Here is a 22,965-nt window from a genome sequence, read left to right on the forward strand (position 1 = left end):
GCGCCGGACAGCCGCAGATGCGGCCAGCCGGCGCTTTCAATATATTATACTTAGCCTAAGTCTACACTGTCGCCTTTGGCGCTGCTGCCGGCTTCTGCGGTGCAGAGCCGAACACCATCCAGGCTGGCTTCACATAACGGAAGGCAAGCGCAACCACCAGCCAGGAGCCCAGGAGGGCCACCAGCCAGCCGCCCGCTATTGCTGCCGTATAGGCCAGCGATCCGCCGTGGAACGGCAGCTTCCGGTACATGAACAGCAGCAGCGGATGGAGCAGATAGATACCGAAGGAGCATGCCCCGGCCGAGAGCAGCAGTCTGCTCAGCACGCTTCGTCCTGCCCCGTACAGCAGGAAGGACAGCTGGAACAGTACCAGACAAGAGAGCAAGGCATGCAGGTTCGAGAAGCCTTCATACCACAGACTGTTGATCACTGTTTTTTTCGTATAGTTGTTATACCACAATATTACGTGCCCAATCCCTGCAGCGGCCCATAACAGCCACAGTACCACCCAGCCCGTGCCTTTACCGGAGCGCCAGCCTTCGCGGGAGGGAACGAGCCACTTTTTCAACGAGCTGTAGTAGATGGCAATCGCCGCACCTAGCAGGAAATATGAGAAATACGTAATGGCCAGACTACCCTTGGACAGCTTCCAGTACCCGTGGTTCACCATATATTTGTTAAGCAGCACGAAGCCCCACTGTAGAGCAAGCCCGATCACCGGTGCCCATGCCGCGAGATGCCGGACTTTTTGCAGACACCAGAGTATCAACGGGAACAGCAGATAGAACTGGATAATGATGATGATATAGTAGAGATGTGTATACGCCGTACCCGTCCATAGATACTTGAAGAACTTCCCGCCCATCTCCTGAAGAGGCATCCCCCAGGTATGACCGGCCGTCATTTTCAGTCCAAAATACAGCACCGTAAACACAAGATAAGGCACAATAATATAGATCAGCCTGCGGCTGTAGAATTTGGCCAGTACCTTCCCGCCCAGCGGACGGTCAATATAATTGTAGAACAGGACGAACCCGCTTAAGAATATAAAGGAAGGCACCGCAAACTGGCTGAACTTGTTAATAAACAGAAACGGAGGGAACATGGACGTGCCCAGTGTCTCAGCCAACGTGCGTGAAGTGGCATGAATGGCGATCACCGCAAAAATAGCGATTGCCCGAAAAATATCAAGCTGTGGTATTCTTTCCTTTTGAGCCATTATGATTCCTCCTGTTTACGCAGCTCACGGAGCGGATTCCCCCCGACGAACGAACCGGCAGCAACATCTTTGTGAACCACCGATCCCGCCGCAACCGTAGCCCCATCCCCAATCGTAACCCCAGGGAGAATAGTCGTGTTAGCCCCAATCATTACATTCTCACCGATCATAACCTCACCCAGCCGGTACTCCTTGATGAGATACTCATGAGCCAGGATCGTAGTGTTATAGCCGATAACCGTGTTCTCCCCAATAGAGATCTTCTCCGGAAAAAAAACATCCACCATCGCCATAAGTCCAAACGCAGTATGCTTGCCTACCTTCATCCCGAGCACCCGGCGGTAAATCCAGTTCTTGAGCGGCAGAATCGGGCAATAGCGGGCAATCTGGATAAAAATAAAATTGCGCACACCTTTCCACGGGCTGACCGTGCGGTATATATGCCAGAGCGAATTATGCCCCTCCACGGGATAACGGGTTATCTTTCTCACGGCTGCATAGTCTCCTGCTCCACAATAGAGTACAAATCCTTCATCTCCTGGATGATGTAATCCGGTTCATAGGTGCGCAGCACAGCCTCACCCTTAAGCGACCAGGCCACAGCGGCTACACGAACCCCTGCTGCCTTCGCAGACTGAATATCGACAGCACTGTCGCCAACCATCAGTGTCTTGGCTGGATCAACACCCAGATTGGCAGCTGCCGTGAGCACCGGCTCCGGATGCGGCTTCGGATGAGTCACATCATTCACCGTAACAATCGTCTCCATATATTTCAGCAGATCGAACATCTCCAGTGCCTTGAGCGTGGTTGGCCGGATCTTCGTGGTCACCACCCCAAGCTTGATTCCCCGGCGCTGCAGCTCCTCCATCGTCTCATTCACATGGGGAAAAGCGCGGACCAGCTCATCGTGATGCGCATTATTGTACGAACGGTAGGACCGTTCCAGCACCCCTATATCCTTCGGCTCCAGGCCGGAGAATGCGCCTAGCTGCTGCTGAAGTGTAGTTCCCATCAAAGGAATGATCTGTTCCCGGGTCAGAGCCGGCAGATTATTCTCCTTCAGCGCATGCATGAACGAATTAATGATCAGCTCATTTGTATTCACAATCGTTCCGTCCAGATCAAATAACACGCATTCTATCATTGATTGTATTACTCCTTTGTTTCCTTATCTTCAGAGGGATCTTCCAGCGGTTGAACAGGCTGAGCAGGCTTCTGAGGCGTATTAGCGGCACTCTCTGGAACTACAGCATCCGCCGCTGCCGGTTTGGTGCTGATGATCGGGTCCAGGTAATGTGCCTTCGGCTGTCCGCTAACCCGCCGTACAATAATCAGTACAATGGCGGCAACAATAATGAGCAGCGCGAGCAGCTGAGAGATACGGATATTCCCGTAAGCCGGGTCAAGATAGCCTTGCTCAAAGCCCATCCACTTCATCGGGCTCCACAGCCCGTTAATGAAGGCTGCCACACCGCTGCTGCCGTCAAAGGCAAGACTGTCCGTACGCAGAGCTTCAATGAAGAAGCGGCCGATGGAGTACCAGATGAAGTAGGACATGAAGATTTCTCCGGCACGTACGAACTTCTGGCGGCGCAGCACCATGAGGAGCAGAATACCCAGCAGACTCCAGAGTGATTCGTACAGGAAGGTCGGATGGTGAAAAGCATCCCCTATGTACATTTGATTAACGATAAAATCCGGCAAATGCAGCTTATCCCGCAGGAACGATTCCTCAACCACGCCGCCATAGGCTTCCTGGTTGATGAAATTACCCCAACGGCCGATCATCTGGCCGGCAAGCAGTCCGGGAGCACAGATATCCACGATGCGCCAGAACGGATAGCCTTTATAGCGGAAATAAATAATCCCGCAGATAATCGCGCCGATCAGGGCGCCATAAATCGCAATACCGCCATTCCAGACCTTGAAGATATCGAGCAGGTTATCCTTATAGTCTTCCCACTTGAAGGCTACGAAGTATAGCCGCGCGCCAATAATAGCCGATGGCAAGCCCAACAGCAACATATCCATGAAGAACTCCTGAGGAATGTTGAAGCGTTTGCCTTCTTGAATACATAGGAATAGCCCGATAAGCGCACCAAGACCCAGAATCAGGCCATACCAGTGCACTGGCAGTGATCCAATCGAGAAGACAATCGGGTCAATCGCTAGTGAATAAAACATGCTCTCACACTCCTAATCGAGATCATCCATATCTTCTGAGATGGTGGCGGTAAGTTTATTCGTAAATTGCAGCGCGGCATTGAAGCCCATTTGCTTGAGCCGGTAATTCATCGCAGCCACCTCGATAATGACAGCGAGGTTACGTCCCGGACGGACAGGGATGGTAACCAGCGGCACATCGGTATCAATAATCCGTGTCGTCTCCTCATCCAGTCCCAGACGGTCATACTGCTTGTCCTGCTGCCAGGCTTCCAGTCTGACCACCAGGGTAATCCGCTTGTGATTACGGATAGCGCCTGCCCCAAAGAGCGTCATAACATTAATAATCCCGACACCGCGGATCTCCAGCAGGTGACGGATTAATTCCGGTGCGGTACCATGAAGCTGATTATCCGAGGTCTGACGGATCTCCACCGCATCATCGGCAATCAGGCGATGACCGCGTTTAACGAGTTCCAGTGCCGTTTCACTTTTACCAATGCCGCTGGTGCCTGTAATCAGCATCCCTACCCCATATACATCACAGAGAACACCGTGAATTGTTGCTGTCGGTGCCAGTCTGCCCTCAAGGAAGCTGGTCAGTCTGCTTGAGAAAATCGTGGTCGCCATCGAGCTGCGAAGCACGGGAAGTCCCTTCTCGTTGCTGATGTCTACAAGCTCCTGGGGTACATCCAGCGCACGAGTAATGACAATACAAGGGGTATTGTCGTTACAGATTCCGCGTACCCGGCTTTTCCGTTCTTCCTCTGAGAGCATAGAGAAGAAAGCCAGCTCTGTTTTGCCTAATAGCTGCACACGTTCTTCCGGATAATATTCGAAATAACCGGCCATTTCCAGCCCGGGACGGTTCAAATCATCCACTGTGATCGGTCTCTTCAGACCTTCATGTCCGGATACTACCTCTAATTGAAAATGCTGCACCAATTCCGATACTTTTACCTTCTTAGCCATATATGTCCGTCCTTTCGTCACCCGCGGCTTATGCCGCTTCCCCGCATACCGGTTACATCTTTATCCATTCCAGCTACAGGTAATTCTCCTGCTATCTTAATGGATTATGCCAGTGAATGCAATCTTAACCCCAGCGGTTATCGTTCCATTCCACCATGATCATTACAAGAAAAAGCCGCCTAACCAGGCGGCTTTCTTCATTATAAACTATGTTCACCCTGCAGAGATCTTATCCCAGCAGAACGTTAAGTTCGGATTCTTTGTCGAAGATGTGGACTTTGTTCATGTCGATGGCCAATCTAGGCTTGCTGCCTTCACGGGTAGTGGAACGTCCATCTACACGCGCAATTACAGTGTTATTGCCAAGACCGCTCAAGTAGAGGAGCATTTCATGACCAAGGTTTTCCGTAACATCAACCATCGAAGTGAAGATTGTGTTAGGGGAAGCTTCCAGGAACACTGGCTCTTCATGAATGTCTTCTGGACGAACGCCCATGATTACATCTTTACCGATGAAGCCTTTGTTACGCAGGATTGTAGCTTTGCCGCCTGGAACTTCAACATCAAGGTTCTCTGCACGGAAACGGACAGCGCCGTTCACTTCGGAAAGAGTACCGTTGATAAAGTTCATGGTAGGGGAACCGATAAATCCGGCTACGAACAGGTTCGTAGGCTCATTGTACAGTTCTTCAGGGGAAGCTGCCTGCTGGATGATACCATCGTACATAACTACGATTCGGTCACCCATCGTCATTGCTTCTGTCTGGTCATGCGTTACATAGATACAAGTAGTTTCAAGGCGTTTCACCAGCTTAGTGATTTCAGCACGCATTTGACCACGAAGCTTAGCATCCAAGTTGGAAAGAGGCTCATCCATCAAGAAGACTTGTGGATCACGGACGATTGCGCGGCCTAGAGCGACACGTTGACGTTGACCACCGGACAGTGCCTTAGGTTTGCGTTCCAGCAAGTGCTCGATATCCAGGATTTTCGCTGCTTCGCGTACTTTCTTGTCGATTTCTTCTTTCTTCACTTTGCGCAATTTCAGACCGAAAGCCATGTTCTGATATACACTCATGTGCGGGTACAAGGCGTAGGATTGGAATACCATCGCGATATCACGGTCTTTAGGAGCAACGTCATTCACTACACGGTCACCAATGTACATTTTACCTTCAGAGATTTCTTCCAGACCAGCGATCATACGCAGGGTTGTGGATTTACCGCAACCGGAAGGACCAACCAGTACGAGGAATTCCTTATCTTTAATATCAAGATTGATATCGATTACTGTTGCTTTATCGGAACCCGGGTATTTTTTGAAAATATGCTCTAAACGTACGCCTGCCATTGTATTTCCCCCTCGAGTCTAGTATTGGATTAGAAAATCAAACGCTTTCTTGTACACTTATCTTACCCCAGAGCCGGCCTCATGGCTATTTGCAAGGTTCACAAAAAACCTATTTTCTTTTCGTCACTTTATACAATAACATGGCAAGCTTCACAATAGCGGCATCACCAAAGCTGCGGACATCGGCCCCCGTCTCCTGTTTGATCTTGTCCAGCCTGTAGAGCAGCGTGTTGCGGTGAATGTACAGCTTCTTGGCGGTTTCACTGACATTGCAGTCCATTTCAAAAAAACTCTCCAGCGTCAGCAGCATTTCCTTATCCGCCAGTACCGCCGTGTAATCACCGATCTGGCCCAGCAGCTGTCTCCGCCGGTCATCCGGAATACTGTTAACCAGCCGCTCCATGTGCAGCTCCCACGGCAGATGAATATAATCGCCTACCTGGAAGATACGGCCAAGAATAATGGTCTCCCGCAGCAAGGCGACTGCTCCTGTCAGACCTTTAACCGGGATAATGGCTGGAGAGACCGCCAGATGGAAGACGCCAACCCACTCACTGGCAATCAGTTCATGCAGCCCCATAGAAGTCTGTGACAGCAGATCCTCAGCACTCTCTTCCTCATCCTCTTTATCATCTCCGCCTGTGAGGAGTTCCTTACGGGCTAAAATTAACCATTCCTTATCCTGCAGGGGAACCAGCAATACATCATTCTCGAAATAACTGCGCAGCAGCTTCATTAAGGAGCGATACGTCATCTGCGGATTATGAACATTCTCGCTTACCAGCATGAACGGAATCATATCTCCGAACAGCCGGCCCTTCAGTGAGATTTCATCCGGGATCTCCGCATCGTCCTTCTCCTGCTCCAGTTGGGCATTCAGCCAGCCGCTAAGCTGCCGCGCCTCCATCTCCCCTTCTTCCTTGAACCCGGTTGCCTTCAGCGCTACCGCAAAATTGCGTCCGGCATAATTCACCAGCTCCAGCTCCAGCGGCGACAGCCCCTCTGTCTCCACCCACACTGCTGTAACACGGCCATCATTCTCATAGAGGGGAAGCCAGAGATAACCCTCATGAATGACCGGCAGTTCCTGATCCTTATCCGTACCTATGCCAAAAAGTGAAGCGGAATGCTGTCTCCCCAGCTGCTTGATTCCGGTCCTCTTTCCGGTGAGTTGCTCCAATTTTTGACGCAAACCCTCACTATCCATCATCACCATTCTCCACCACTTTTGCTTTTTTCGCTTATTTTATCATATTTTGCTGTAAAATGCGGAATTTGCGCTTATGAGCATACTTGTATCATGTATCAAAATACAAAAAAGGCCACCACCCTAAAGTGATGACCGTTTGACTTAAGATGAGCCATGAAGGACTCGAACCTTCGACACCCTGATTAAAAGTCAGGTGCTCTACCAACTGAGCTAATGGCTCCTAAAAAGGGATGGAGGCTGATGGATTCGAACCACCGAACACGTACGTGAGCAGATTTACAGTCTGATGCGTTTGGCCACTTCGCTAAGCCTCCATGATGGTGGCGCGGGAGGGAATCGAACCCCCGACACAAGGATTTTCAGTCCTTTGCTCTACCGACTGAGCTACCGAGCCATAAAAAAAACCTAAAAACAAAAAAATGGCGGAACCGACGGGATTCGAACCCGCGATCTCCTGCGTGACAGGCAGGCATGTTAGGCCAACTACACCACGGTTCCACAATTTATTGTAAAAAATGGTGCCGGCGAGAGGACTTGAACCCCCAACCTACTGATTACAAGTCAGTTGCTCTACCAGTTGAGCTACACCGGCACGGTGTAAGGCAATACAATTCGAACATAAAAATGGTGGAGGCTGAGGGGTTCGAACCCCCGACCCTCTGCTTGTAAGGCAGATGCTCTCCCAGCTGAGCTAAGCCTCCGGGTATGTATGGTAGCGGCAGAGGGGATCGAACCCCCGACCTCACGGGTATGAACCGTACGCTCTAGCCAGCTGAGCTACGCCGCCACACTACAAGTATTGGATTTATAATGGCGGAGAGAGAGGGATTCGAACCCTCGCACCGCTTACGCAGTCTAACCCCTTAGCAGAGGGTCCCCTTATAGCCACTTGGGTATCTCTCCAAATTAATGGTAGCCATGTAAATCCGCACAGGAAATTGATTCCTGAAAACTGAATCCAAAACGAATTTGTGTGTTAGTGTGTTTGGATAAGCCCTCGACCGATTAGTATTGGTCAGCTCCATGCATTGCTGCACTTCCACCTCCAACCTATCTACCTCGTCGTCTTCAAGGGGTCTTACTAATTGGGAAATCTCATCTTGAGGGGGGCTTCACGCTTAGATGCTTTCAGCGCTTATCCCGTCCGTACGTAGCTACTCAGCCATGCTCCTGGCGGAACAACTGATGCACCAGCGGTACGTCCATCCCGGTCCTCTCGTACTAAGGACAGCTCCTCTCAAATTTCCTGCGCCCACGACAGATAGGGACCGAACTGTCTCACGACGTTCTGAACCCAGCTCGCGTACCGCTTTAATGGGCGAACAGCCCAACCCTTGGGACCTACTTCAGCCCCAGGATGCGATGAGCCGACATCGAGGTGCCAAACCTCCCCGTCGATGTGGACTCTTGGGGGAGATAAGCCTGTTATCCCCAGGGTAGCTTTTATCCGTTGAGCGATGGCCCTTCCATGCGGTACCACCGGATCACTAAGTCCGACTTTCGTCCCTGCTCGACTTGTAGGTCTCGCAGTCAAGCTCCCTTATGCCTTTGCACTCTGCGAATGATTTCCAACCATTCTGAGGGAACCTTTGAACGCCTCCGTTACTCTTTAGGAGGCGACCGCCCCAGTCAAACTGCCCGCCTGACACGGTCCCCGTACCCGCTAAGGGCACCAGGTTAGAACCTAGATACGATCAGGGTGGTATCCCAACGGCGCCTCCGCAGAAGCTTGCGCTCCTGCCTCCACGGCTCCCACCTATCCTGTACAGATCGTACCCAAATTCAATATCAAGCTGCAGTAAAGCTCCATGGGGTCTTTCCGTCTTGTCGCGGGTAACCTGCATCTTCACAGGTATTAAAATTTCACCGGATCTCTCGTTGAGACAGCGCCCAAGTCGTTACGCCATTCGTGCGGGTCAGAATTTACCTGACAAGGAATTTCGCTACCTTAGGACCGTTATAGTTACGGCCGCCGTTTACTGGGGCTTCGGTTCACAGCTTCGGATTGCTCCTAACCGCTCCCCTTAACCTTCCAGCACCGGGCAGGCGTCAGCCCGTATACTTCGCCTTGCGGCTTCGCACAGACCTGTGTTTTTGCTAAACAGTCGCTTGGGCCTTTTCACTGCGGCCCCCTCGGGCTATTCACCCTACCGAGGCACCCCTTCTCCCGAAGTTACGGGGTCATTTTGCCGAGTTCCTTAACGAGAGTTCTTCCGCGCGCCTTAGAATTCTCTTCTCGCCTACCTGTGTCGGTTTGCGGTACGGGCACCTTCTCCTGACTAGAGGCTTTTCTTGGCAGTGTGAGATCATGACCTTCGCTACTGTAATTTTCGCTCCCCATCACAGCCCAGCCTTACGGTGTGCGGATTTGCCTACACACCAGCCTCACTGCTTAGACGGACATCCATCAGTCCGCGTCACTACCCTCCTGCGTCACCCCATCGCTCATAGCGGATTACGGTGGTACAGTAATTTCAAACTGTTGTCCTTCGACTACGCCTGTCGGCCTCGCCTTAGGTCCCGACTTACCCTGAGCGGACGAGCCTTCCTCAGGAAACCTTGGGCTTTCGGCGGATCAGATTCTCACTGATCTTTTCGTTACTCATACCGGCATTCTCACTTGTATACTCTCCAGCGCTCCTTACGGTACACCTTCAACGTATATACAACGCTCCCCTACCCCAGATACATACGTATCTAGCCATAGCTTCGGTGGTGTGTTTAGCCCCGTTACATTTTCGGCGCAGAGTCACTCGACCAGTGAGCTATTACGCACTCTTTCAATGGTGGCTGCTTCTAAGCCAACATCCTGGTTGTCTGTGCAACTCCACATCCTTTCCCACTTAACACACACTTGGGGACCTTAGCTGATGGTCTGGGCTGTTTCCCTTTTGACAATGGATCTTAGCACTCACTGTCTGACTCCCGGCAAGAAGTAAATGGCATTCGGAGTTTGACTGAGCTTGGTAACCCTTGCGGGCCCCGCACCCAATCAGTGCTCTACCTCCACCACTCCATTCACCGAGGCTAGCCCTAAAGCTATTTCGGGGAGAACCAGCTATCTCCGAGTTCGATTGGAATTTCTCCGCTACCCCCACCTCATCCCCGCATTTTTCAACATGCGTGGGTTCGGGCCTCCAGTGCGTGTTACCGCACCTTCACCCTGGACAGGGGTAGATCACACGGTTTCGGGTCTACGTCCACATACTTAATCGCCCTATTCAGACTCGCTTTCGCTGCGGCTCCGGCTTCTCACCTTAACCTTGCATGTTAAACGTAACTCGCCGGTTCATTCTACAAAAGGCACGCCATCACCCATAGATCGGGCTCTGACTTTTTGTAAGCACACGGTTTCAGGTTCTATTTCACTCCCCTTCCGGGGTGCTTTTCACCTTTCCCTCACGGTACTGTTTCACTATCGGTCGCCAGGTAGTATTTAGCCTTAGCAGATGGTCCTGCTGGATTCATACGGGGTTTCACGTGCCCCGCACTACTCGGGATCCGTCTCGGAGAGAACACAGTTTGGGCTACAGGGCTTTTACCTCTATCGCGGGCCTTTCCAGACCTCTTCGCCTACTCTATTCCTTTGTAACTCCATGTGAGACGTCCCACAACCCCAAGAGGCAAGCCCCTTGGTTTAGGCTGTTCCGCGTTCGCTCGCCGCTACTGACGGAATCACTATTGTTTTCTCTTCCTCAGGGTACTTAGATGTTTCAGTTCCCCTGGTCTGCCTCTGCGTATCCTATGTATTCAGATACGAGTAACTGCGAATTACCACAGCTGGGTTTCCCCATTCGGACACCCCCGGATCAAAGCTTGCTTACAGCTCCCCGAGGCAGTTTCGTTGTTCGCCACGTCCTTCGTCGGCTCCTGGCGCCTAGGCATCCTCCGTGTGCTCTTAGTAGCTTAACCAATGCGTTTTCCCTAAGGAAAACCGCTTAGCATCGCCATTAATTCAAAACTTGTTTACACAAGTTCAGCTTAAAGGAATGTTCTAAAACGCAAATTCGTTTCGGTATCCAGTTTTCAAGGATCAAGTTGCTGTTATTATAAAACAATCACGACTGTGATGTTCGGAATAACAGACGATGTGCATATACTGTTGTAAAGAAGTTTTGGTGGAGCCAAGCGGGATCGAACCGCTGACCTCCTGCTTGCAAGGCAGGCGCTCTCCCAGCTGAGCTATGGCCCCATATAATCACCCCAAAAAGCGAGGTGTAGCTTCGAGGTTAATTCCGATTACTTTTCGGGGACCCCGGTACTTACTATTCAATTTCAGATTGTTATATGGTGGGCCTTGGTGGACTCGAACCACCGACCTCACCCTTATCAGAGGTGCGCTCTAACCAACTGAGCTAAAAGCCCATATAACAAAACATACAGTAGTGAAGCAATCAATGAATTGATTGTTCGCTTGGCGGCGTCCTACTCTCCCAGGACCCTTCGGTCCAAGTACCATCGGCGCTGGAGGGCTTAACGGTCGTGTTCGGGATGGGTACGTGTGGAACCCCTCCGCTATCGCCACCAAACGCATACGAAAGAGACTTGCTCTTTCAAAACTGAACACGAGTGAGTGTCCGAACCCGAAGGTTCTATTGTGGAAGCGAAGCTTCCGATTTGAATGTTTCCGTTGCAGGAAACGATTCTCCATAGAAAGGAGGTGATCCAGCCGCACCTTCCGATACGGCTACCTTGTTACGACTTCACCCCAATCATCTACCCCACCTTCGGCGGCTGGCTCCCTTGCGGGTTACCCCACCGACTTCGGGTGTTGTAAACTCTCGTGGTGTGACGGGCGGTGTGTACAAGACCCGGGAACGTATTCACCGCGGCATGCTGATCCGCGATTACTAGCAATTCCGACTTCATGCAGGCGAGTTGCAGCCTGCAATCCGAACTGAGACCGGCTTTGCTGGGATTGGCTCCACCTCGCGGCTTCGCTTCCCGTTGTACCGGCCATTGTAGTACGTGTGTAGCCCAGGTCATAAGGGGCATGATGATTTGACGTCATCCCCACCTTCCTCCGGTTTGTCACCGGCAGTCACTCTAGAGTGCCCAGCTTCACCTGCTGGCAACTAAAGTCAAGGGTTGCGCTCGTTGCGGGACTTAACCCAACATCTCACGACACGAGCTGACGACAACCATGCACCACCTGTCTCAACTTTCCCCGAAGGGCACCTGATGCATCTCTGCTTCGTTAGTTGGATGTCAAGACCTGGTAAGGTTCTTCGCGTTGCTTCGAATTAAACCACATACTCCACTGCTTGTGCGGGTCCCCGTCAATTCCTTTGAGTTTCAGTCTTGCGACCGTACTCCCCAGGCGGAGTGCTTACTGTGTTAACTTCGGCACCAAGGGTATCGAAACCCCTAACACCTAGCACTCATCGTTTACGGCGTGGACTACCAGGGTATCTAATCCTGTTTGCTCCCCACGCTTTCGCGCCTCAGCGTCAGTTACAGCCCAGAAAGTCGCCTTCGCCACTGGTGTTCCTCCACATATCTACGCATTTCACCGCTACACGTGGAATTCCACTTTCCTCTTCTGTACTCAAGTCACCCAGTTTCCAGTGCGACCTCAGGTTGAGCCCAAGGTTTAAACACCAGACTTAAATAACCGCCTGCGCGCGCTTTACGCCCAATAATTCCGGACAACGCTTGCCCCCTACGTATTACCGCGGCTGCTGGCACGTAGTTAGCCGGGGCTTTCTTCTCAGGTACCGTCACTCCGGTAGCAGTTACTCTACCGGACGTTCTTCCCTGGCAACAGAGCTTTACGATCCGAAAACCTTCATCACTCACGCGGCGTTGCTCCGTCAGGCTTGCGCCCATTGCGGAAGATTCCCTACTGCTGCCTCCCGTAGGAGTCTGGGCCGTGTCTCAGTCCCAGTGTGGCCGTTCACCCTCTCAGGTCGGCTACGCATCGTCGCCTTGGTGGGCCGTTACCCCACCAACTAGCTAATGCGCCGCAGGCCCATCCCCAAGCAGCAGATTGCTCCGCCTTTCATTCTCTCCTCAGGAGAAAAAAGAAATTATCCGGTATTAGCTACCGTTTCCGGTAGTTATCCCAGGCTTGAGGGCAGGTTGCCTACGTGTTACTCACCCGTCCGCCGCTAAGTCTGAAAGGAAGCAAGCTTCCTTTCAGACTCCGCTCGACTTGCATGTATTAGGCACGCCGCCAGCGTTCGTCCTGAGCCAGGATCAAACTCTCCAAATTGGTATTTAGAAAGAGCGATTGCTCATTTTGAAACATCTGACGAGAATGATTACATTCTCTAATTTTGGATCTCACCGAAGTGATTTCCCACTCACTCGTTGTTCAGTTTTCAAAGATCAATGTCTCATCTTTTGTCGTTGATGTTTGTCTCAGCAGCGACCTTTATAATATATCACAGCACCCTTGTTTCAGTCAAGCGTTTTTTTAATTTCTTTTTTTGCTTTAGCTTCCAGCAAGTGATCCGAAGATCTCCTGTCCAAAGGGCCGAGACTTAATGTATCATGAATCAGGAGCCTTCGTCAACCTCTAAAACAAAGTTAATTTTAATCCCAATAACAGCGCCACTCCCGGCAGCCCAAGAATGGTTACAGCACCTATGGTTGTAGGGTTAAGCGGAATGTGCAGATCACTTACAACTCCTGAGAAATTAACGATATAAATCCCCAGCGCCGCCAATATAAGATGGGTTCCAAATACGCTCAGCCATGCCCAGCCCAGCCTTTTCCTGAATACAATCAGGACCAGCAGCGCTGCAGATATAATCAGCACACCCATTGCAACAGTTCTTAGCATCGTTCTCCTCCTCGCTGACTCAGTCTGTTCATACTTGCAGCTGGCTCCGGTTAAGCCCCAGCCGCTTGGCATCCTTAAGGTGTATCTGATATTTACGCTCAGCCGCCTCCAGGATATAGATCGCATAGTCAATCTGATCCTGGCCGAGAGCCTCATCAAACATCAGATAGGCCCGCTCCCATTCAGACTGGGCTTTACGCACCTCATGGTACACCGCGCCCCATTCTTCTTCCATCTCCACTGCCTTTTCCTTCCCCGTATTTCCGCTCAGCCATTTGGCACTCCACCAACCCATTGCAATCCCTCCTAAGAGATATGAATAACTGCAGATGCAACCGGTGATTCACACCCGTTAATCTCATACATATCGGAATAGGGACAAACTTAGAACCGGGAGAGGGGACTTAGCACAACTTTTAGCAGAATATCAGCGGCTCTCCGGGGAAACAAAAAAGGAGCCCGAGGGCTCCCTACACTTATAATACAACAGCACAACACTCAGAACAGCTCACGACGGCCTTCCAGCGCCTTCGACAGGGTTACCTCATCCGCATACTCAAGATCGCCGCCTACAGGCAAGCCATGGGCTATCCTGGTGATCTTGATCTCAAAGGGACGGACAAGACGCGAGATATACATGGCGGTGGCTTCCCCTTCAATGTTGGGGTTGGTAGCCATAATCAGCTCCTTCACCCGCTCATCGCTGAGTCTGGTCAGCAGCTCCTTCAGCCTTATATCATCCGGCCCTATGCCTTCCATAGGCGAAATTGCACCCTGGAGCACATGATAATAGCCGTCAAATTCCTTGGTTCGTTCGATAGCCACCAGATCCTTCGAGTCCTGAACCACACAGATTACCGAAGCATCGCGGGTTTTGTCCTGGCAGATCCGGCACGGGTCGGTATCCGTTATATTGCAGCAGACCGAGCAATAATGAAGATTACGCTTGACGCTGACCAGGGCTTTGGCGAAATCAATCACCTCGTCCTCCTTCATGTTCAATACATGAAAGGCCAGCCGGGCAGCTGTCTTCGGACCAATCCCGGGCAAACGTGTAAAAGCTTCTATTAGCTTGGCTAGCGGTTCTGGATAATACAAAGTATCGGTTCTCCTTTGGCAGGGAGTGGAGTAAGCCTAGAACAAGCCAGGAATCTTCATTCCGCCTGTGAATTTACCCATATCGTTGTTCGCCAACTCTTCTGCCTGGGTAAGAGCATCATTAACAGCAGTAATCACCAGATCCTGCAGCATTTCGATATCCTCCGGATCAACAACCTCCGGTTTGATCTGAATGGACAGCAATTTCTTGTGTCCGTTCACCTGAACGGTAACCACGCCGCCGCCGGAAGAACCTTCAATCGTCTTGCTGCCCAGCTCTTCCTGGGCTTTGAGCATCTGCTCCTGCATTTTTTTAACCTGCTTCATCATTTGGTTCATATTATTCATAGATCATCTCTCCTTTGGGATGCGCTTCTTCGCGCTGATAGCTGAATCCTTATTCTTTTATGACAACAAGGTCTTCTCCAAAGAGCTGGATCGCCTCATCAATCCATGGTTCGGACTTGCCTTCGCCGCTCTCGTGCTCATGCTCCAGACGCAGCTCCTCTGTTCCGGCCGAAGCCGCGGATTTCGTCGCAGCTTCATTCCAGTCGCGCATCATCATCGTTACCAGCCGGAATGGCTTACCCAGCTTGGCATTCATTACGTTCTCGATGACCTGCCGGTTTGCAGGCTTCTCGGTAGTATCCCGGTGAATGGTATTCTTGAAGGCAACCAGCACGGCATCTTCCATCACCGCCACCGGCTCACCGTCCACAAACCACGCGTGTACCGTGACCTTCTCTTCCTTCACACCCTGAAGAACAAGACTCCACTGCTTATAGACCGCGTTAAAATCAGGACTGTCCTTACCCGCAATAAACTTATCCAGCTGCGGGGGAAGCTTAGAGGCCGAGGATACGCGCGGAGCGCTTGGCGGGGCAGTGCGCTGCGGCGCCTGCTCCCGCCCGCCGCCGGCAACCCCGCCGGCTTGAACAGCCTGCTCCAGCTTCTTCTCCAGCGCGGCAATCTGCGCTCTGAGCTGATCCAGCTCACCGGACTGTACCTGCGGAGAACCATTCGCAGCTGCAGGCGCGGCTGCATTCACTGCCGGATCGCCTACAGACGGAGCAGCAGCCTCCTGCGGACCGCTGCACAGCTTCATCAGCGCTACCTCGAATATGGTCTGCGGATGTGTAGCATACTTCATCTCTCCCAGATAACGGCTCAGCGTCTCCACAATCAGGAATAAGCGGTCGCGGGTAAAGGCCTTAGCCATATCGCGGAAATCTGCCGGATTCAGCACGCGGTCCGTTAGCTGATCCGCTCCAGGCACCATCTTGATCATCAGTAAATCGCGGAAGTAATACAAAAGATTCTCAAGGCACTTATCTGCGCTCTTACCCTCATGCATCATCTGCTCCACAAGCTCCAGCAGCTGCCCCATGTCACTCTCAAGAATAGCGTTCGCCAGACGCGCGAACTGCTCGGAGGGGATGCCCCCGGTCATTCCCAGCACCTGCTGATAGGTCACATTCCCATCTGTAAAGGATGAGATCTGATCCAGGATGCTGAGCGCATCCCGCATTCCCCCGTCAGACAGGCGGGCGATATACTGGAGAGCATCTGCATCTGCTGTAATGCCTTCCTTCTGGCAGATCTCGGTCAGGCGGCCCGTCTGTTCCTCCAGTGAGACCCGGCGGAAGTCAAACCGCTGGCAACGCGAGATAATCGTAGCCGGCAGCTTGTGCGGCTCGGTAGTCGCCAGTATAAACATCACATGCTGCGGAGGCTCTTCGAGCGTCTTCAGCAGGGCATTGAAAGCCTCTGTTGTCAGCATATGCACTTCATCAATAATATACACTTTACGGCGTACTTCGGTAGGTGCATATTTCACCTTATCCCGCAGATCGCGAATCTCTTCAACGCCCCGGTTGGATGCCGCATCTATCTCCTGAACGTCCATGATGTTGCCTGCCGTAATCCGCAGGCAGGACGGACACTCATTGCAGGGCTCAGGACCCGGGCCCCGCTCGCAGTTGACTGCCTTGGCCAATACCTTGGCCGCACTCGTCTTACCGGTTCCCCGCGGTCCGCTGAACAGATAGGCATGCGAAACCCGCTGTTCACGGATCGCATTCTGCAGCGTCTGGATAATATGCTGCTGCCCTACCATATCTTGAAACGACTGCGGCCGCCAGGCACGGTACAGCGCGATATGTTCCACTATGCATTACCCTCTCTCAGGCTGCCGCTTTCCGGCATTTGTCGCTAATTTATTATACTATATTCCCAAGTCTTTGACCAAGCAGAAGCGGCTCACCGTCCGAAAGGTGAGGATATGAGCCAGAGCGGGAATAATATCTCATTGCCTGGGATACGCAGAAAAACAAAAAGCATCTTTGCTTGTAGCAAAGACGCTATCATCATCCTTATTTAAACCGTGCACCTGTTATTGATGGCTGCGATCCAAGCGGTAACCCTACAAAACTGCTCGGGCTAGGCCACCCTCCGGCACAAGAGCAAACTCGCTTATGGCTGCTTCCTTCCGGACCTGACCAGGTTCACAAGCACTCATTGCGGAGGACCCAACCGTCAACACAGCCCATAGGAACCAAGGCCTCACATCGACAGCACCTCTAACAGGAATTCAACCTCGCTACAGCGGATTGCGAGTTACAGGGCACCGCTACCTCCCCGTCTAGCACGGCGAAGATAAGTATAGCTTACGGACAGGCAAAAATCAACTATGCAATATTAGACACCGTATTTCTTCTTGAATCTGTCCACACGGCCGCCGGCATCCAGGAACTTCTGCTTACCGGTGAAGAACGGGTGACAGCTTGAGCAAATTTCGACGCGAAGCTCCTGAACTGTCGAACCGGCTTCAAACGTGTTGCCGCAAGCGCAGGTTACCTTCGTTACATTGTACTTGGGTTGAATGGTTGTTTGCATATGAAATCTCACCTCTCACGCCCTAAGCCTCATGCGGGCCTAGAGTTATATGATTACGCAAGCTACATTCTAGCATGTGAAGCCCAGGCTCTGCAATAGGCCAGCCGTTCTTAAAAAACCTAAGGCCTAGAGCTGCACTCCGCGCCGCTTGGCACGGGCAAGCTCAGCAGGGGGAACATGGGTGAAGGAGCCGATCACAACCTCCGGAAGCTCCTCACGGAAGATCTCGAGCATGGTCTTCATGCCAAGGATCTCTCCCCGTGCAGGGGGAATAAGCTCCAGATAGCTCTCCGGGTCAATATTGAGATTACGCATCTGAATGAGCTTAAGATCTGTACGTCTCACGAACTCCACCATTGCTTCAATCTCTTCCTCACGGTCTGTAACCCCCGGGAAAATCAAATAGTTAATGGAGGTGTATACGCCTTGTGAGGCAGCGTACTTCAGCGACTTCTCCACGTTAGCCAGCGTATACCCGCGAGGCTTGTAATAGGCGTTATAATGATCATCCAGCGCGCTGATGGTGCTAACCCGCATCAGATCAAGACCGGCATCGACAATGCCGCGGATATGATCGCTTAAGCCGGCATTGGTGTTGATATTGATATAGCCCATATCGGTAATGGACCGGACTTCACGGATAGATTCAATAATCAGCTTCGCCTGCGTAGAAGGCTCACCTTCACAGCCCTGTCCAAAGCTGACAATGGATTCCGGCGTCTTCAGGTGCTCCAGCATCACTTGCGATACTTCGTTCACTGCCGGACGGAAGTTCATCCGTGTCTGCGGGGACACAAACCCGCTGTCATCGGGCTGTTCAGAGATACAACCGAAGCAACCGGCGTTGCAGGAGTAGGAGACAGGAACAGCGCCTTCCCAGCGGCCGAGGAAGGTATTGGACGAGGTTAAGCATTCATACTCCAGCGCGCAGTTGGACAAGTGATTATACAGACGGTTCTCCGGGTACTTGGCAGTCAGTTCGCCCACACCGGTCTTCACATCGTCCCGGTCACAGTTAAGCGGGTTCCACTGCTCCGGATCGTCCGTAAGATCAGCCGCCACATAGAATCCGCCGTCCTTCCATACTACAGCGGAATATCCGAAGAGCGGAAGCTTGTAGGTCTTGTCTGTCTTGACGTAACCGGGAAGGCACAGGCGGGTGTATCCCTGCGGCAGCAAGGCTCCGACAGCCTGCGAACCTGCCGGCAGGGGCAGCATCTCGCCGGTCTCCGGATTCATCCCAATCGCCCGGGTGTTCGGGAGCCCGACCAGCGTGGCCCCCTCAGGCAGCGGAACCAGCTCTTCCTCCAGTATCTCAACGATCATATCGCCACTGCGGGCCAGGGCATACAGCTCGGGATGATCATATACGTTTCCTTGTTCGTCGGCATATACCAAATACATGTTATTCTCCTCTTGTTATCTATTCTCAGGTAGTCGGCACAGAAGGCGCCTTGGGACGCGTGGTGCGGCGGGCGGACGAGCCGCTGTTCGAGGTGCCGCCTTTGCTGGCCGTACCGCTTGCTGACGAGGAATCCTTGCCTCCGGCTACATCGAAGGAGGCCAGGAACTCCGCATTCGTCTTGCTGTCACGCAGCTTCTTCAGGAATCCTTCGACGAAGTCATAGGATTCATTCATATTTTTACGGATCGACCAGATGGTATCCAGCTCTTCCTTACTAAGCAATACTTCTTCACGGCGTGTACCCGAACGGCGGATATCAATTGCCGGGAAGATCCGGCGTTCAGCCAGCTTACGGTCCAGATGGAGCTCCATGTTCCCTGTACCCTTGAATTCCTCATAAATAATATCATCCATCCGTGATCCGGTATCAATCAGTGCGGTAGCAAGAATCGTTAAGCTGCCGCCCTCCTCCACGTTACGTGCGGAACCGAAGAAACGCTTAGGCCGATGGAACGCAGCAGGGTCAATCCCTCCGCTAAGTGTCCGGCCGGATGGCGGAACTACGAGATTGTAGGCGCGGGCAAGACGGGTGATGCTATCCAGCAGAATAACGACATCCTTCTTGTGCTCTACCAGACGCAGCGCGCGCTGCAAGACAAGCTCTGCCACTTTAATATGGTTCTCCGGCAGCTCGTCAAATGTCGAAGCCACTACCTCACCTTTAACCGAACGCTGCATATCCGTTACTTCCTCGGGACGTTCATCGATCAGCAGAACAAACAGTGCAATCTCGGGATTGTTCGTAGAGATACTGTTGGCAATTTCTTTGAGGAGGAGCGTCTTCCCTGCTTTGGGAGGTGCTACAATCAAACCGCGCTGCCCCAGTCCTACAGGAGCAAGCAAATCCATGATACGGGTCGATAAATGGGTTGGGGATGTTTCGAGCGGCAGCTTATCTTGCGGATAAAGCGGCGTAAGCGCCGGAAAATGTAACCGTTCAGCTGCAGTTGCCGGATTCTCGCCGTTGACGGCATTCACCTGCAAGAGTCCGAAATAGCGTTCGTTCTCCTTCGGCGTCCGGCATTTCCCGGAGACCAGGTCACCGCTTCTAAGGTCGAACTTGCGGATCTGCGATGCGGAGATATAGATATCCTCTGCACTAGGCAAGTAGTTAATCGGCCGAAGGAAGCCATAGCCTTCCGGCAGAATCTCAAGCACGCCTTCCATAAACATTAGACCGCTCTGCTCTGCCTGTGCTCTAAGAATAGCGAAGATTAACTCCCGCTTCTTAAGCGTTCCGTAATAAGGAATCTGGTATTTCTTGGCAAGCTTATACAGATCGGTAAGCTTCATTTCTTCCAGATCGGAAATTTGAAGATCCATGTGCTATAACCACCTATTCAATTTGTGTATGATGAGTTCTAAACTATGAGTCTATGAAAATGCTTATTAGGATAGGATTACCCGAATTGGAAGGAGATATGCATTTAACAGCCAATTTCTGCCCTTGCCAATCCGGGTATTCTCATTATTCGTTCTCGCGCCAGACATCGGCTCCCAAACTGCGAAGATTACTTACGAGGTTGTCATAACCGCGGTCAATATACTCTACACCTGTCACTTCGGTGATGCCTTCTTCAACAGTCAGACCGGCAATCACCAATGCTGCGCCTGCACGGAGGTCGGCAGCCTTCACCTTAGCTGCATTGAGCGGCCCGCCTTCAATGATTGCGGAACGTCCTTCTACACGAATCTTAGCGCCCATGCGGACCAATTCAGGAACATGCTTGAACCGGTTGCTGTAGACGAAATCGCTCAGGACGCTAACGCCTTCAGCCTGAGTCAGCATGCTCGTCATTGGCGATTGCAGATCAGTCGCGAAACCGGGATAGATCAGCGCCTTGACATCCGCGTGCTGATACTTGGCCTTGCCGATCACCCGGATACTCTCATCCAGTTCTTCTATGTCAACTCCCATTTCCAGCAGCTTGGCAGTGAGCGCCTCCAGATGCTTGGGAATCACGTTATCAATTAAGACATTGCCCCGCGTAGCCGCTGCGGCAATCATGTAAGTTCCAGCCTGAATACGGTCAGGAATGATCGAATGGCGGCAGCCGTGCATTTCGTCTACGCCTTCAATCCGGATTGTTTCGGTTCCGGCACCCTTAATAACAGCGCCCATGGAGTTGAGCAGGGTAGCTACATCTATAATCTCAGGCTCTTTAGCCGCATTTTCAATAATTGTAGAGCCTTTGGCACGGGAGGCCGCGAGCATAATGTTAATAGTGGCGCCGACACTGGATACATCCAGATAGATCTTGGCACCGCGCAGTTCTTTGGCATACAGGTGAATCGAGCCATGGTCATTGGTAACAGTCGCACCAAGCGCCTCAAAGCCTTTGATATGCTGGTCAATCGGACGGGGCTCAAAATTACAGCCGCCGGGTAATCCAATGGTCGCTTCCTTAAACCGGCCCAAAAGTGCGCCCATCATATAATAAGAGGCCCGGAGCTTCTTCACCGGTCCGTTAGGCATGGGAATGGATACGATACGGGAGGGATTAATTCTCATTTGGCTGCCTGTCCAAGACACGCTCGCGCCAAGCTCCTCCAGAATTTCGGAGTAAACGGCAACATCACTAAGCGCAGGCAAATTATCCAGCACAACTTCAGACTCCGCCAAAATTGCTGCAGGAATAAGCGCAATGGCGCTATTCTTTGCTCCGCTGATGGTAACAACGCCCTCTAGCGGACGTCCGCCGCCAATCATTAATTTTTCCATAAATTTATCTGGTTCCCCCTACGTGTATTGCAGCTTGTTGTGGCAATACCAGTTGTGGCTTAAGGTGACATAAGGACTGCTTGTGATTGGTGATTAGAAGAAGAAACGGCTGCGCCGTCCTTACCTGAAGGACGGCACCCGTTTCTGAGGAAAACGAAATAGCTTGTGCGGAAAAAACGTTATGCGGCAGGGTAATAATTAGGCTTTGTTGCTGGATCCGAATTCGCGGATTTTGCCGATAACAGTCTGCTTGATAGCATCGCGGCCTGGTGCGATGAATGTACGCGGATCGTAAGCATCCGGCTTAGCAGCAAGAACTTCGCGGACAACCTTAGCGAACGCGATTTGGTTCTCAGTGTTAACGTTGATCTTGGAAGTACCCAGGGAGATGGATTTCTGAATGTCATGTACCGGGATACCAGTTCCGCCGTGAAGTACAAGCGGAAGGTTAACTGCATCGCGGATTTCTTCCATTTCCTTGAATCCAAGGTTTGGTTCGCCCAGGTAAGGACCGTGTACGGAACCCAGTGCAGGAGCCAGAGTGTCAATGCCTGTTTCTTTAACAATGCGTACGCATTCGTTAAGGTCAGCGTATTGGATGCCGCCGATAACGTCATCTTCCTGTCCGCCTACAGTACCAACTTCTGCTTCTACAGAAACACCTTTAGCGTGAGCATAGTCAACAACCTTCTTGGTCATCTCAATGTTATGATCAATCGGGTGGTGGGAGCCGTCGATCATTACGGAAGTAAATCCGGCATCGATAGCTTCTTTACATTTGTCAAAGCTTGAACCGTGGTCCAAGTGGATGGCTACAGGAACGGTGATTTTCATGTCATGAATAAGACCTTCAACCATCTTAACTACTGTGTAAAAGCCGCCCATGTGACGGGCTGCGCCTTCGGATACGCCAAGGATTACCGGTGACTTCTCTTCTTCTGCTGCACCAAGAATCGCTTGCGTCCACTCCAGGTTATTGATGTTGAACTGGCCAACTGCATATTTTCCTTCAAGTGCTTTGGTCAACATGTCTGTCATAGATACTAATGGCATGGTTTCAATCCTCCTAAAATATTGGGT

The 22,965-nt window shown here is 51.7% G+C and carries 17 protein-coding genes, 10 tRNA genes, 3 rRNA genes and 1 other RNA gene; all 31 read right to left on the minus strand.

Going from position 1 to position 22,965, the window contains the following annotated elements; genetic code table 11:
• Positions 1–61 precede the first annotated feature (61 nt).
• Positions 62–1,219 carry an acyltransferase gene (locus NSS64_RS27905; RefSeq protein WP_341142272.1) on the minus strand — a complete coding sequence of 386 codons (1,158 nt, stop codon included), beginning with the start codon at positions 1,217–1,219 and terminating at the stop codon, positions 62–64.
• Positions 1,219–1,710: an acyltransferase gene (locus tag NSS64_RS27910; RefSeq protein ID WP_340945642.1), complete on the minus strand. Its 492-nt coding sequence runs from the start codon at positions 1,708–1,710 to the stop codon at positions 1,219–1,221. Before NSS64_RS27910 ends, NSS64_RS27905 begins: the two co-directional genes overlap by 1 nt.
• On the minus strand, positions 1,707–2,366 hold the full coding sequence (gene ppaX / locus NSS64_RS27915; protein WP_341142273.1) for a pyrophosphatase PpaX: 660 nt from the start codon (positions 2,364–2,366) through the stop codon (positions 1,707–1,709). Before ppaX ends, NSS64_RS27910 begins: the two co-directional genes overlap by 4 nt.
• An 8-nt stretch (positions 2,367–2,374) precedes the next feature.
• On the minus strand, positions 2,375–3,406 hold the full coding sequence (gene lgt, locus NSS64_RS27920; protein ID WP_341142274.1) for a prolipoprotein diacylglyceryl transferase: 1,032 nt from the start codon (positions 3,404–3,406) through the stop codon (positions 2,375–2,377).
• 12 nt (positions 3,407–3,418) lie between these two features.
• A complete protein-coding gene (gene hprK, locus NSS64_RS27925; RefSeq protein WP_036726232.1) occupies positions 3,419–4,357 on the minus strand; it encodes an HPr(Ser) kinase/phosphatase in 939 nt (312 codons plus the stop codon).
• A gap of 229 nt (positions 4,358–4,586) precedes the next feature.
• Positions 4,587–5,708 (minus strand): ABC transporter ATP-binding protein, encoded by a 1,122-nt coding sequence (locus NSS64_RS27930; protein WP_036726231.1) that lies wholly within the window; start codon positions 5,706–5,708, stop codon positions 4,587–4,589.
• A gap of 109 nt (positions 5,709–5,817) precedes the next feature.
• Positions 5,818–6,918 carry a PucR family transcriptional regulator gene (locus tag NSS64_RS27935; protein WP_341142275.1) on the minus strand — a complete coding sequence of 367 codons (1,101 nt, stop codon included), beginning with the start codon at positions 6,916–6,918 and terminating at the stop codon, positions 5,818–5,820.
• A gap of 147 nt (positions 6,919–7,065) precedes the next feature.
• Positions 7,066–7,138: transfer RNA gene (locus tag NSS64_RS27940), tRNA-Lys, on the minus strand.
• A gap of 11 nt (positions 7,139–7,149) precedes the next feature.
• Positions 7,150–7,232 (minus strand) — tRNA-Tyr (locus NSS64_RS27945).
• A gap of 4 nt (positions 7,233–7,236) precedes the next feature.
• A tRNA-Phe gene (locus NSS64_RS27950) sits at positions 7,237–7,312 on the minus strand.
• Between the two features lie 26 nt (positions 7,313–7,338).
• A tRNA-Asp gene (locus NSS64_RS27955) sits at positions 7,339–7,416 on the minus strand.
• Positions 7,417–7,434: 18 nt separating this feature from the next.
• Positions 7,435–7,510: transfer RNA gene (locus NSS64_RS27960), tRNA-Thr, on the minus strand.
• A 33-nt stretch (positions 7,511–7,543) separates the two neighbouring features.
• A tRNA-Val gene (locus NSS64_RS27965) sits at positions 7,544–7,619 on the minus strand.
• A 9-nt stretch (positions 7,620–7,628) separates the two neighbouring features.
• Positions 7,629–7,705, minus strand: a tRNA-Met gene (locus tag NSS64_RS27970).
• Positions 7,706–7,729: 24 nt separating this feature from the next.
• Positions 7,730–7,821, minus strand: a tRNA-Ser gene (locus NSS64_RS27975).
• Positions 7,822–7,903: 82 nt separating this feature from the next.
• A 23S ribosomal RNA gene (locus NSS64_RS27980) occupies positions 7,904–10,830 on the minus strand.
• Positions 10,831–11,034: 204 nt separating this feature from the next.
• Positions 11,035–11,110 (minus strand) — tRNA-Ala (locus NSS64_RS27985).
• Between the two features lie 96 nt (positions 11,111–11,206).
• Positions 11,207–11,283 (minus strand) — tRNA-Ile (locus NSS64_RS27990).
• Positions 11,284–11,330: 47 nt separating this feature from the next.
• Positions 11,331–11,447: ribosomal RNA gene (rrf, locus tag NSS64_RS27995) — 5S ribosomal RNA — on the minus strand.
• Positions 11,448–11,571: 124 nt separating this feature from the next.
• Positions 11,572–13,132: ribosomal RNA gene (locus NSS64_RS28000) — 16S ribosomal RNA — on the minus strand.
• Together the 16S, 23S and 5S rRNA genes with 10 tRNA genes alongside form the textbook arrangement of a ribosomal RNA operon.
• Positions 13,133–13,438: 306 nt before the next feature.
• Positions 13,439–13,705 carry a pro-sigmaK processing inhibitor BofA family protein gene (locus NSS64_RS28005; RefSeq protein WP_076084856.1) on the minus strand — a complete coding sequence of 89 codons (267 nt, stop codon included), beginning with the start codon at positions 13,703–13,705 and terminating at the stop codon, positions 13,439–13,441.
• 28 nt (positions 13,706–13,733) lie between these two features.
• Entirely contained in the window at positions 13,734–13,940 is a 207-nt protein-coding gene (locus NSS64_RS28010) for a DUF2508 family protein (RefSeq protein WP_445322093.1), read from the minus strand.
• Positions 13,941–14,203: 263 nt separating this feature from the next.
• Complete coding sequence (gene recR, locus NSS64_RS28015; RefSeq protein ID WP_036698882.1) at positions 14,204–14,803, minus strand: recombination mediator RecR; 600 nt, start codon at positions 14,801–14,803, stop codon at positions 14,204–14,206.
• A 36-nt stretch (positions 14,804–14,839) separates the two neighbouring features.
• Positions 14,840–15,151 (minus strand): YbaB/EbfC family nucleoid-associated protein, encoded by a 312-nt coding sequence (locus NSS64_RS28020; RefSeq protein WP_036698884.1) that lies wholly within the window; start codon positions 15,149–15,151, stop codon positions 14,840–14,842.
• A 49-nt stretch (positions 15,152–15,200) separates the two neighbouring features.
• Positions 15,201–16,919 carry a DNA polymerase III subunit gamma/tau gene (dnaX, locus tag NSS64_RS28025; RefSeq protein ID WP_445667859.1) on the minus strand — a complete coding sequence of 573 codons (1,719 nt, stop codon included), beginning with the start codon at positions 16,917–16,919 and terminating at the stop codon, positions 15,201–15,203.
• 265 nt (positions 16,920–17,184) lie between these two features.
• An RNA gene (gene ffs, locus NSS64_RS28030) (signal recognition particle sRNA large type) lies at positions 17,185–17,453 on the minus strand.
• A gap of 47 nt (positions 17,454–17,500) precedes the next feature.
• Entirely contained in the window at positions 17,501–17,698 is a 198-nt protein-coding gene (gene rpmE / locus NSS64_RS28035; RefSeq protein WP_036724459.1) for a 50S ribosomal protein L31, read from the minus strand.
• A gap of 126 nt (positions 17,699–17,824) precedes the next feature.
• Positions 17,825–19,102 carry a radical SAM protein gene (locus NSS64_RS28040; RefSeq protein ID WP_340995259.1) on the minus strand — a complete coding sequence of 426 codons (1,278 nt, stop codon included), beginning with the start codon at positions 19,100–19,102 and terminating at the stop codon, positions 17,825–17,827.
• A 25-nt stretch (positions 19,103–19,127) separates the two neighbouring features.
• Positions 19,128–20,486 carry a transcription termination factor Rho gene (gene rho, locus NSS64_RS28045; protein WP_076162080.1) on the minus strand — a complete coding sequence of 453 codons (1,359 nt, stop codon included), beginning with the start codon at positions 20,484–20,486 and terminating at the stop codon, positions 19,128–19,130.
• Between the two features lie 145 nt (positions 20,487–20,631).
• Positions 20,632–21,885, minus strand: coding sequence for a UDP-N-acetylglucosamine 1-carboxyvinyltransferase (locus tag NSS64_RS28050; protein WP_340945656.1), 1,254 nt, complete (start codon positions 21,883–21,885; stop codon positions 20,632–20,634).
• A 198-nt stretch (positions 21,886–22,083) separates the two neighbouring features.
• Positions 22,084–22,938 (minus strand): class II fructose-1,6-bisphosphate aldolase, encoded by an 855-nt coding sequence (fba, locus tag NSS64_RS28055; protein WP_036724454.1) that lies wholly within the window; start codon positions 22,936–22,938, stop codon positions 22,084–22,086.
• Between the last annotated feature and the right edge of the window lie 27 nt (positions 22,939–22,965).

This window comes from Paenibacillus sp. FSL H8-0122, assembly GCF_038005345.1.
Taxonomy (GTDB): Bacteria; Bacillota; Bacilli; order Paenibacillales; family Paenibacillaceae; genus Paenibacillus_AQ.

What these genes read in the sequence shown, in the direction of transcription:
- NSS64_RS27905 (WP_341142272.1), bottom strand. Translation starts at nt 1,219, where the DNA reads ATGGCTCAAAAGGAAAGAATACCACAGCTTGATATTTTTCGGGCAATC.
- ppaX (WP_341142273.1), bottom strand. Translation starts at nt 2,366, where the DNA reads ATGATAGAATGCGTGTTATTTGATCTGGACGGAACGATTGTGAATACA.
- lgt (WP_341142274.1), bottom strand. Translation starts at nt 3,406, where the DNA reads ATGTTTTATTCACTAGCGATTGACCCGATTGTCTTCTCGATTGGATCA.
- hprK (WP_036726232.1), bottom strand. Translation starts at nt 4,357, where the DNA reads ATGGCTAAGAAGGTAAAAGTATCGGAATTGGTGCAGCATTTTCAATTA.
- NSS64_RS27930 (WP_036726231.1), bottom strand. Translation starts at nt 5,708, where the DNA reads ATGGCAGGCGTACGTTTAGAGCATATTTTCAAAAAATACCCGGGTTCC.
- NSS64_RS27935 (WP_341142275.1), bottom strand. Translation starts at nt 6,918, where the DNA reads ATGATGGATAGTGAGGGTTTGCGTCAAAAATTGGAGCAACTCACCGGA.
- NSS64_RS28005 (WP_076084856.1), bottom strand. Translation starts at nt 13,705, where the DNA reads ATGCTAAGAACTGTTGCAATGGGTGTGCTGATTATATCTGCAGCGCTG.
- NSS64_RS28010 (WP_445322093.1), bottom strand. Translation starts at nt 13,940, where the DNA reads ATGGAAGAAGAATGGGGCGCGGTGTACCATGAGGTGCGTAAAGCCCAG.
- NSS64_RS28020 (WP_036698884.1), bottom strand. Translation starts at nt 15,151, where the DNA reads ATGAATAATATGAACCAAATGATGAAGCAGGTTAAAAAAATGCAGGAG.
- dnaX (WP_445667859.1), bottom strand. Translation starts at nt 16,919, where the DNA reads ATGGTAGGGCAGCAGCATATTATCCAGACGCTGCAGAATGCGATCCGT.
- rpmE (WP_036724459.1), bottom strand. Translation starts at nt 17,698, where the DNA reads ATGCAAACAACCATTCAACCCAAGTACAATGTAACGAAGGTAACCTGC.
- NSS64_RS28040 (WP_340995259.1), bottom strand. Translation starts at nt 19,102, where the DNA reads ATGTATTTGGTATATGCCGACGAACAAGGAAACGTATATGATCATCCC.
- rho (WP_076162080.1), bottom strand. Translation starts at nt 20,486, where the DNA reads ATGGATCTTCAAATTTCCGATCTGGAAGAAATGAAGCTTACCGATCTG.
- NSS64_RS28050 (WP_340945656.1), bottom strand. Translation starts at nt 21,885, where the DNA reads ATGGAAAAATTAATGATTGGCGGCGGACGTCCGCTAGAGGGCGTTGTT.
- fba (WP_036724454.1), bottom strand. Translation starts at nt 22,938, where the DNA reads ATGCCATTAGTATCTATGACAGACATGTTGACCAAAGCACTTGAAGGA.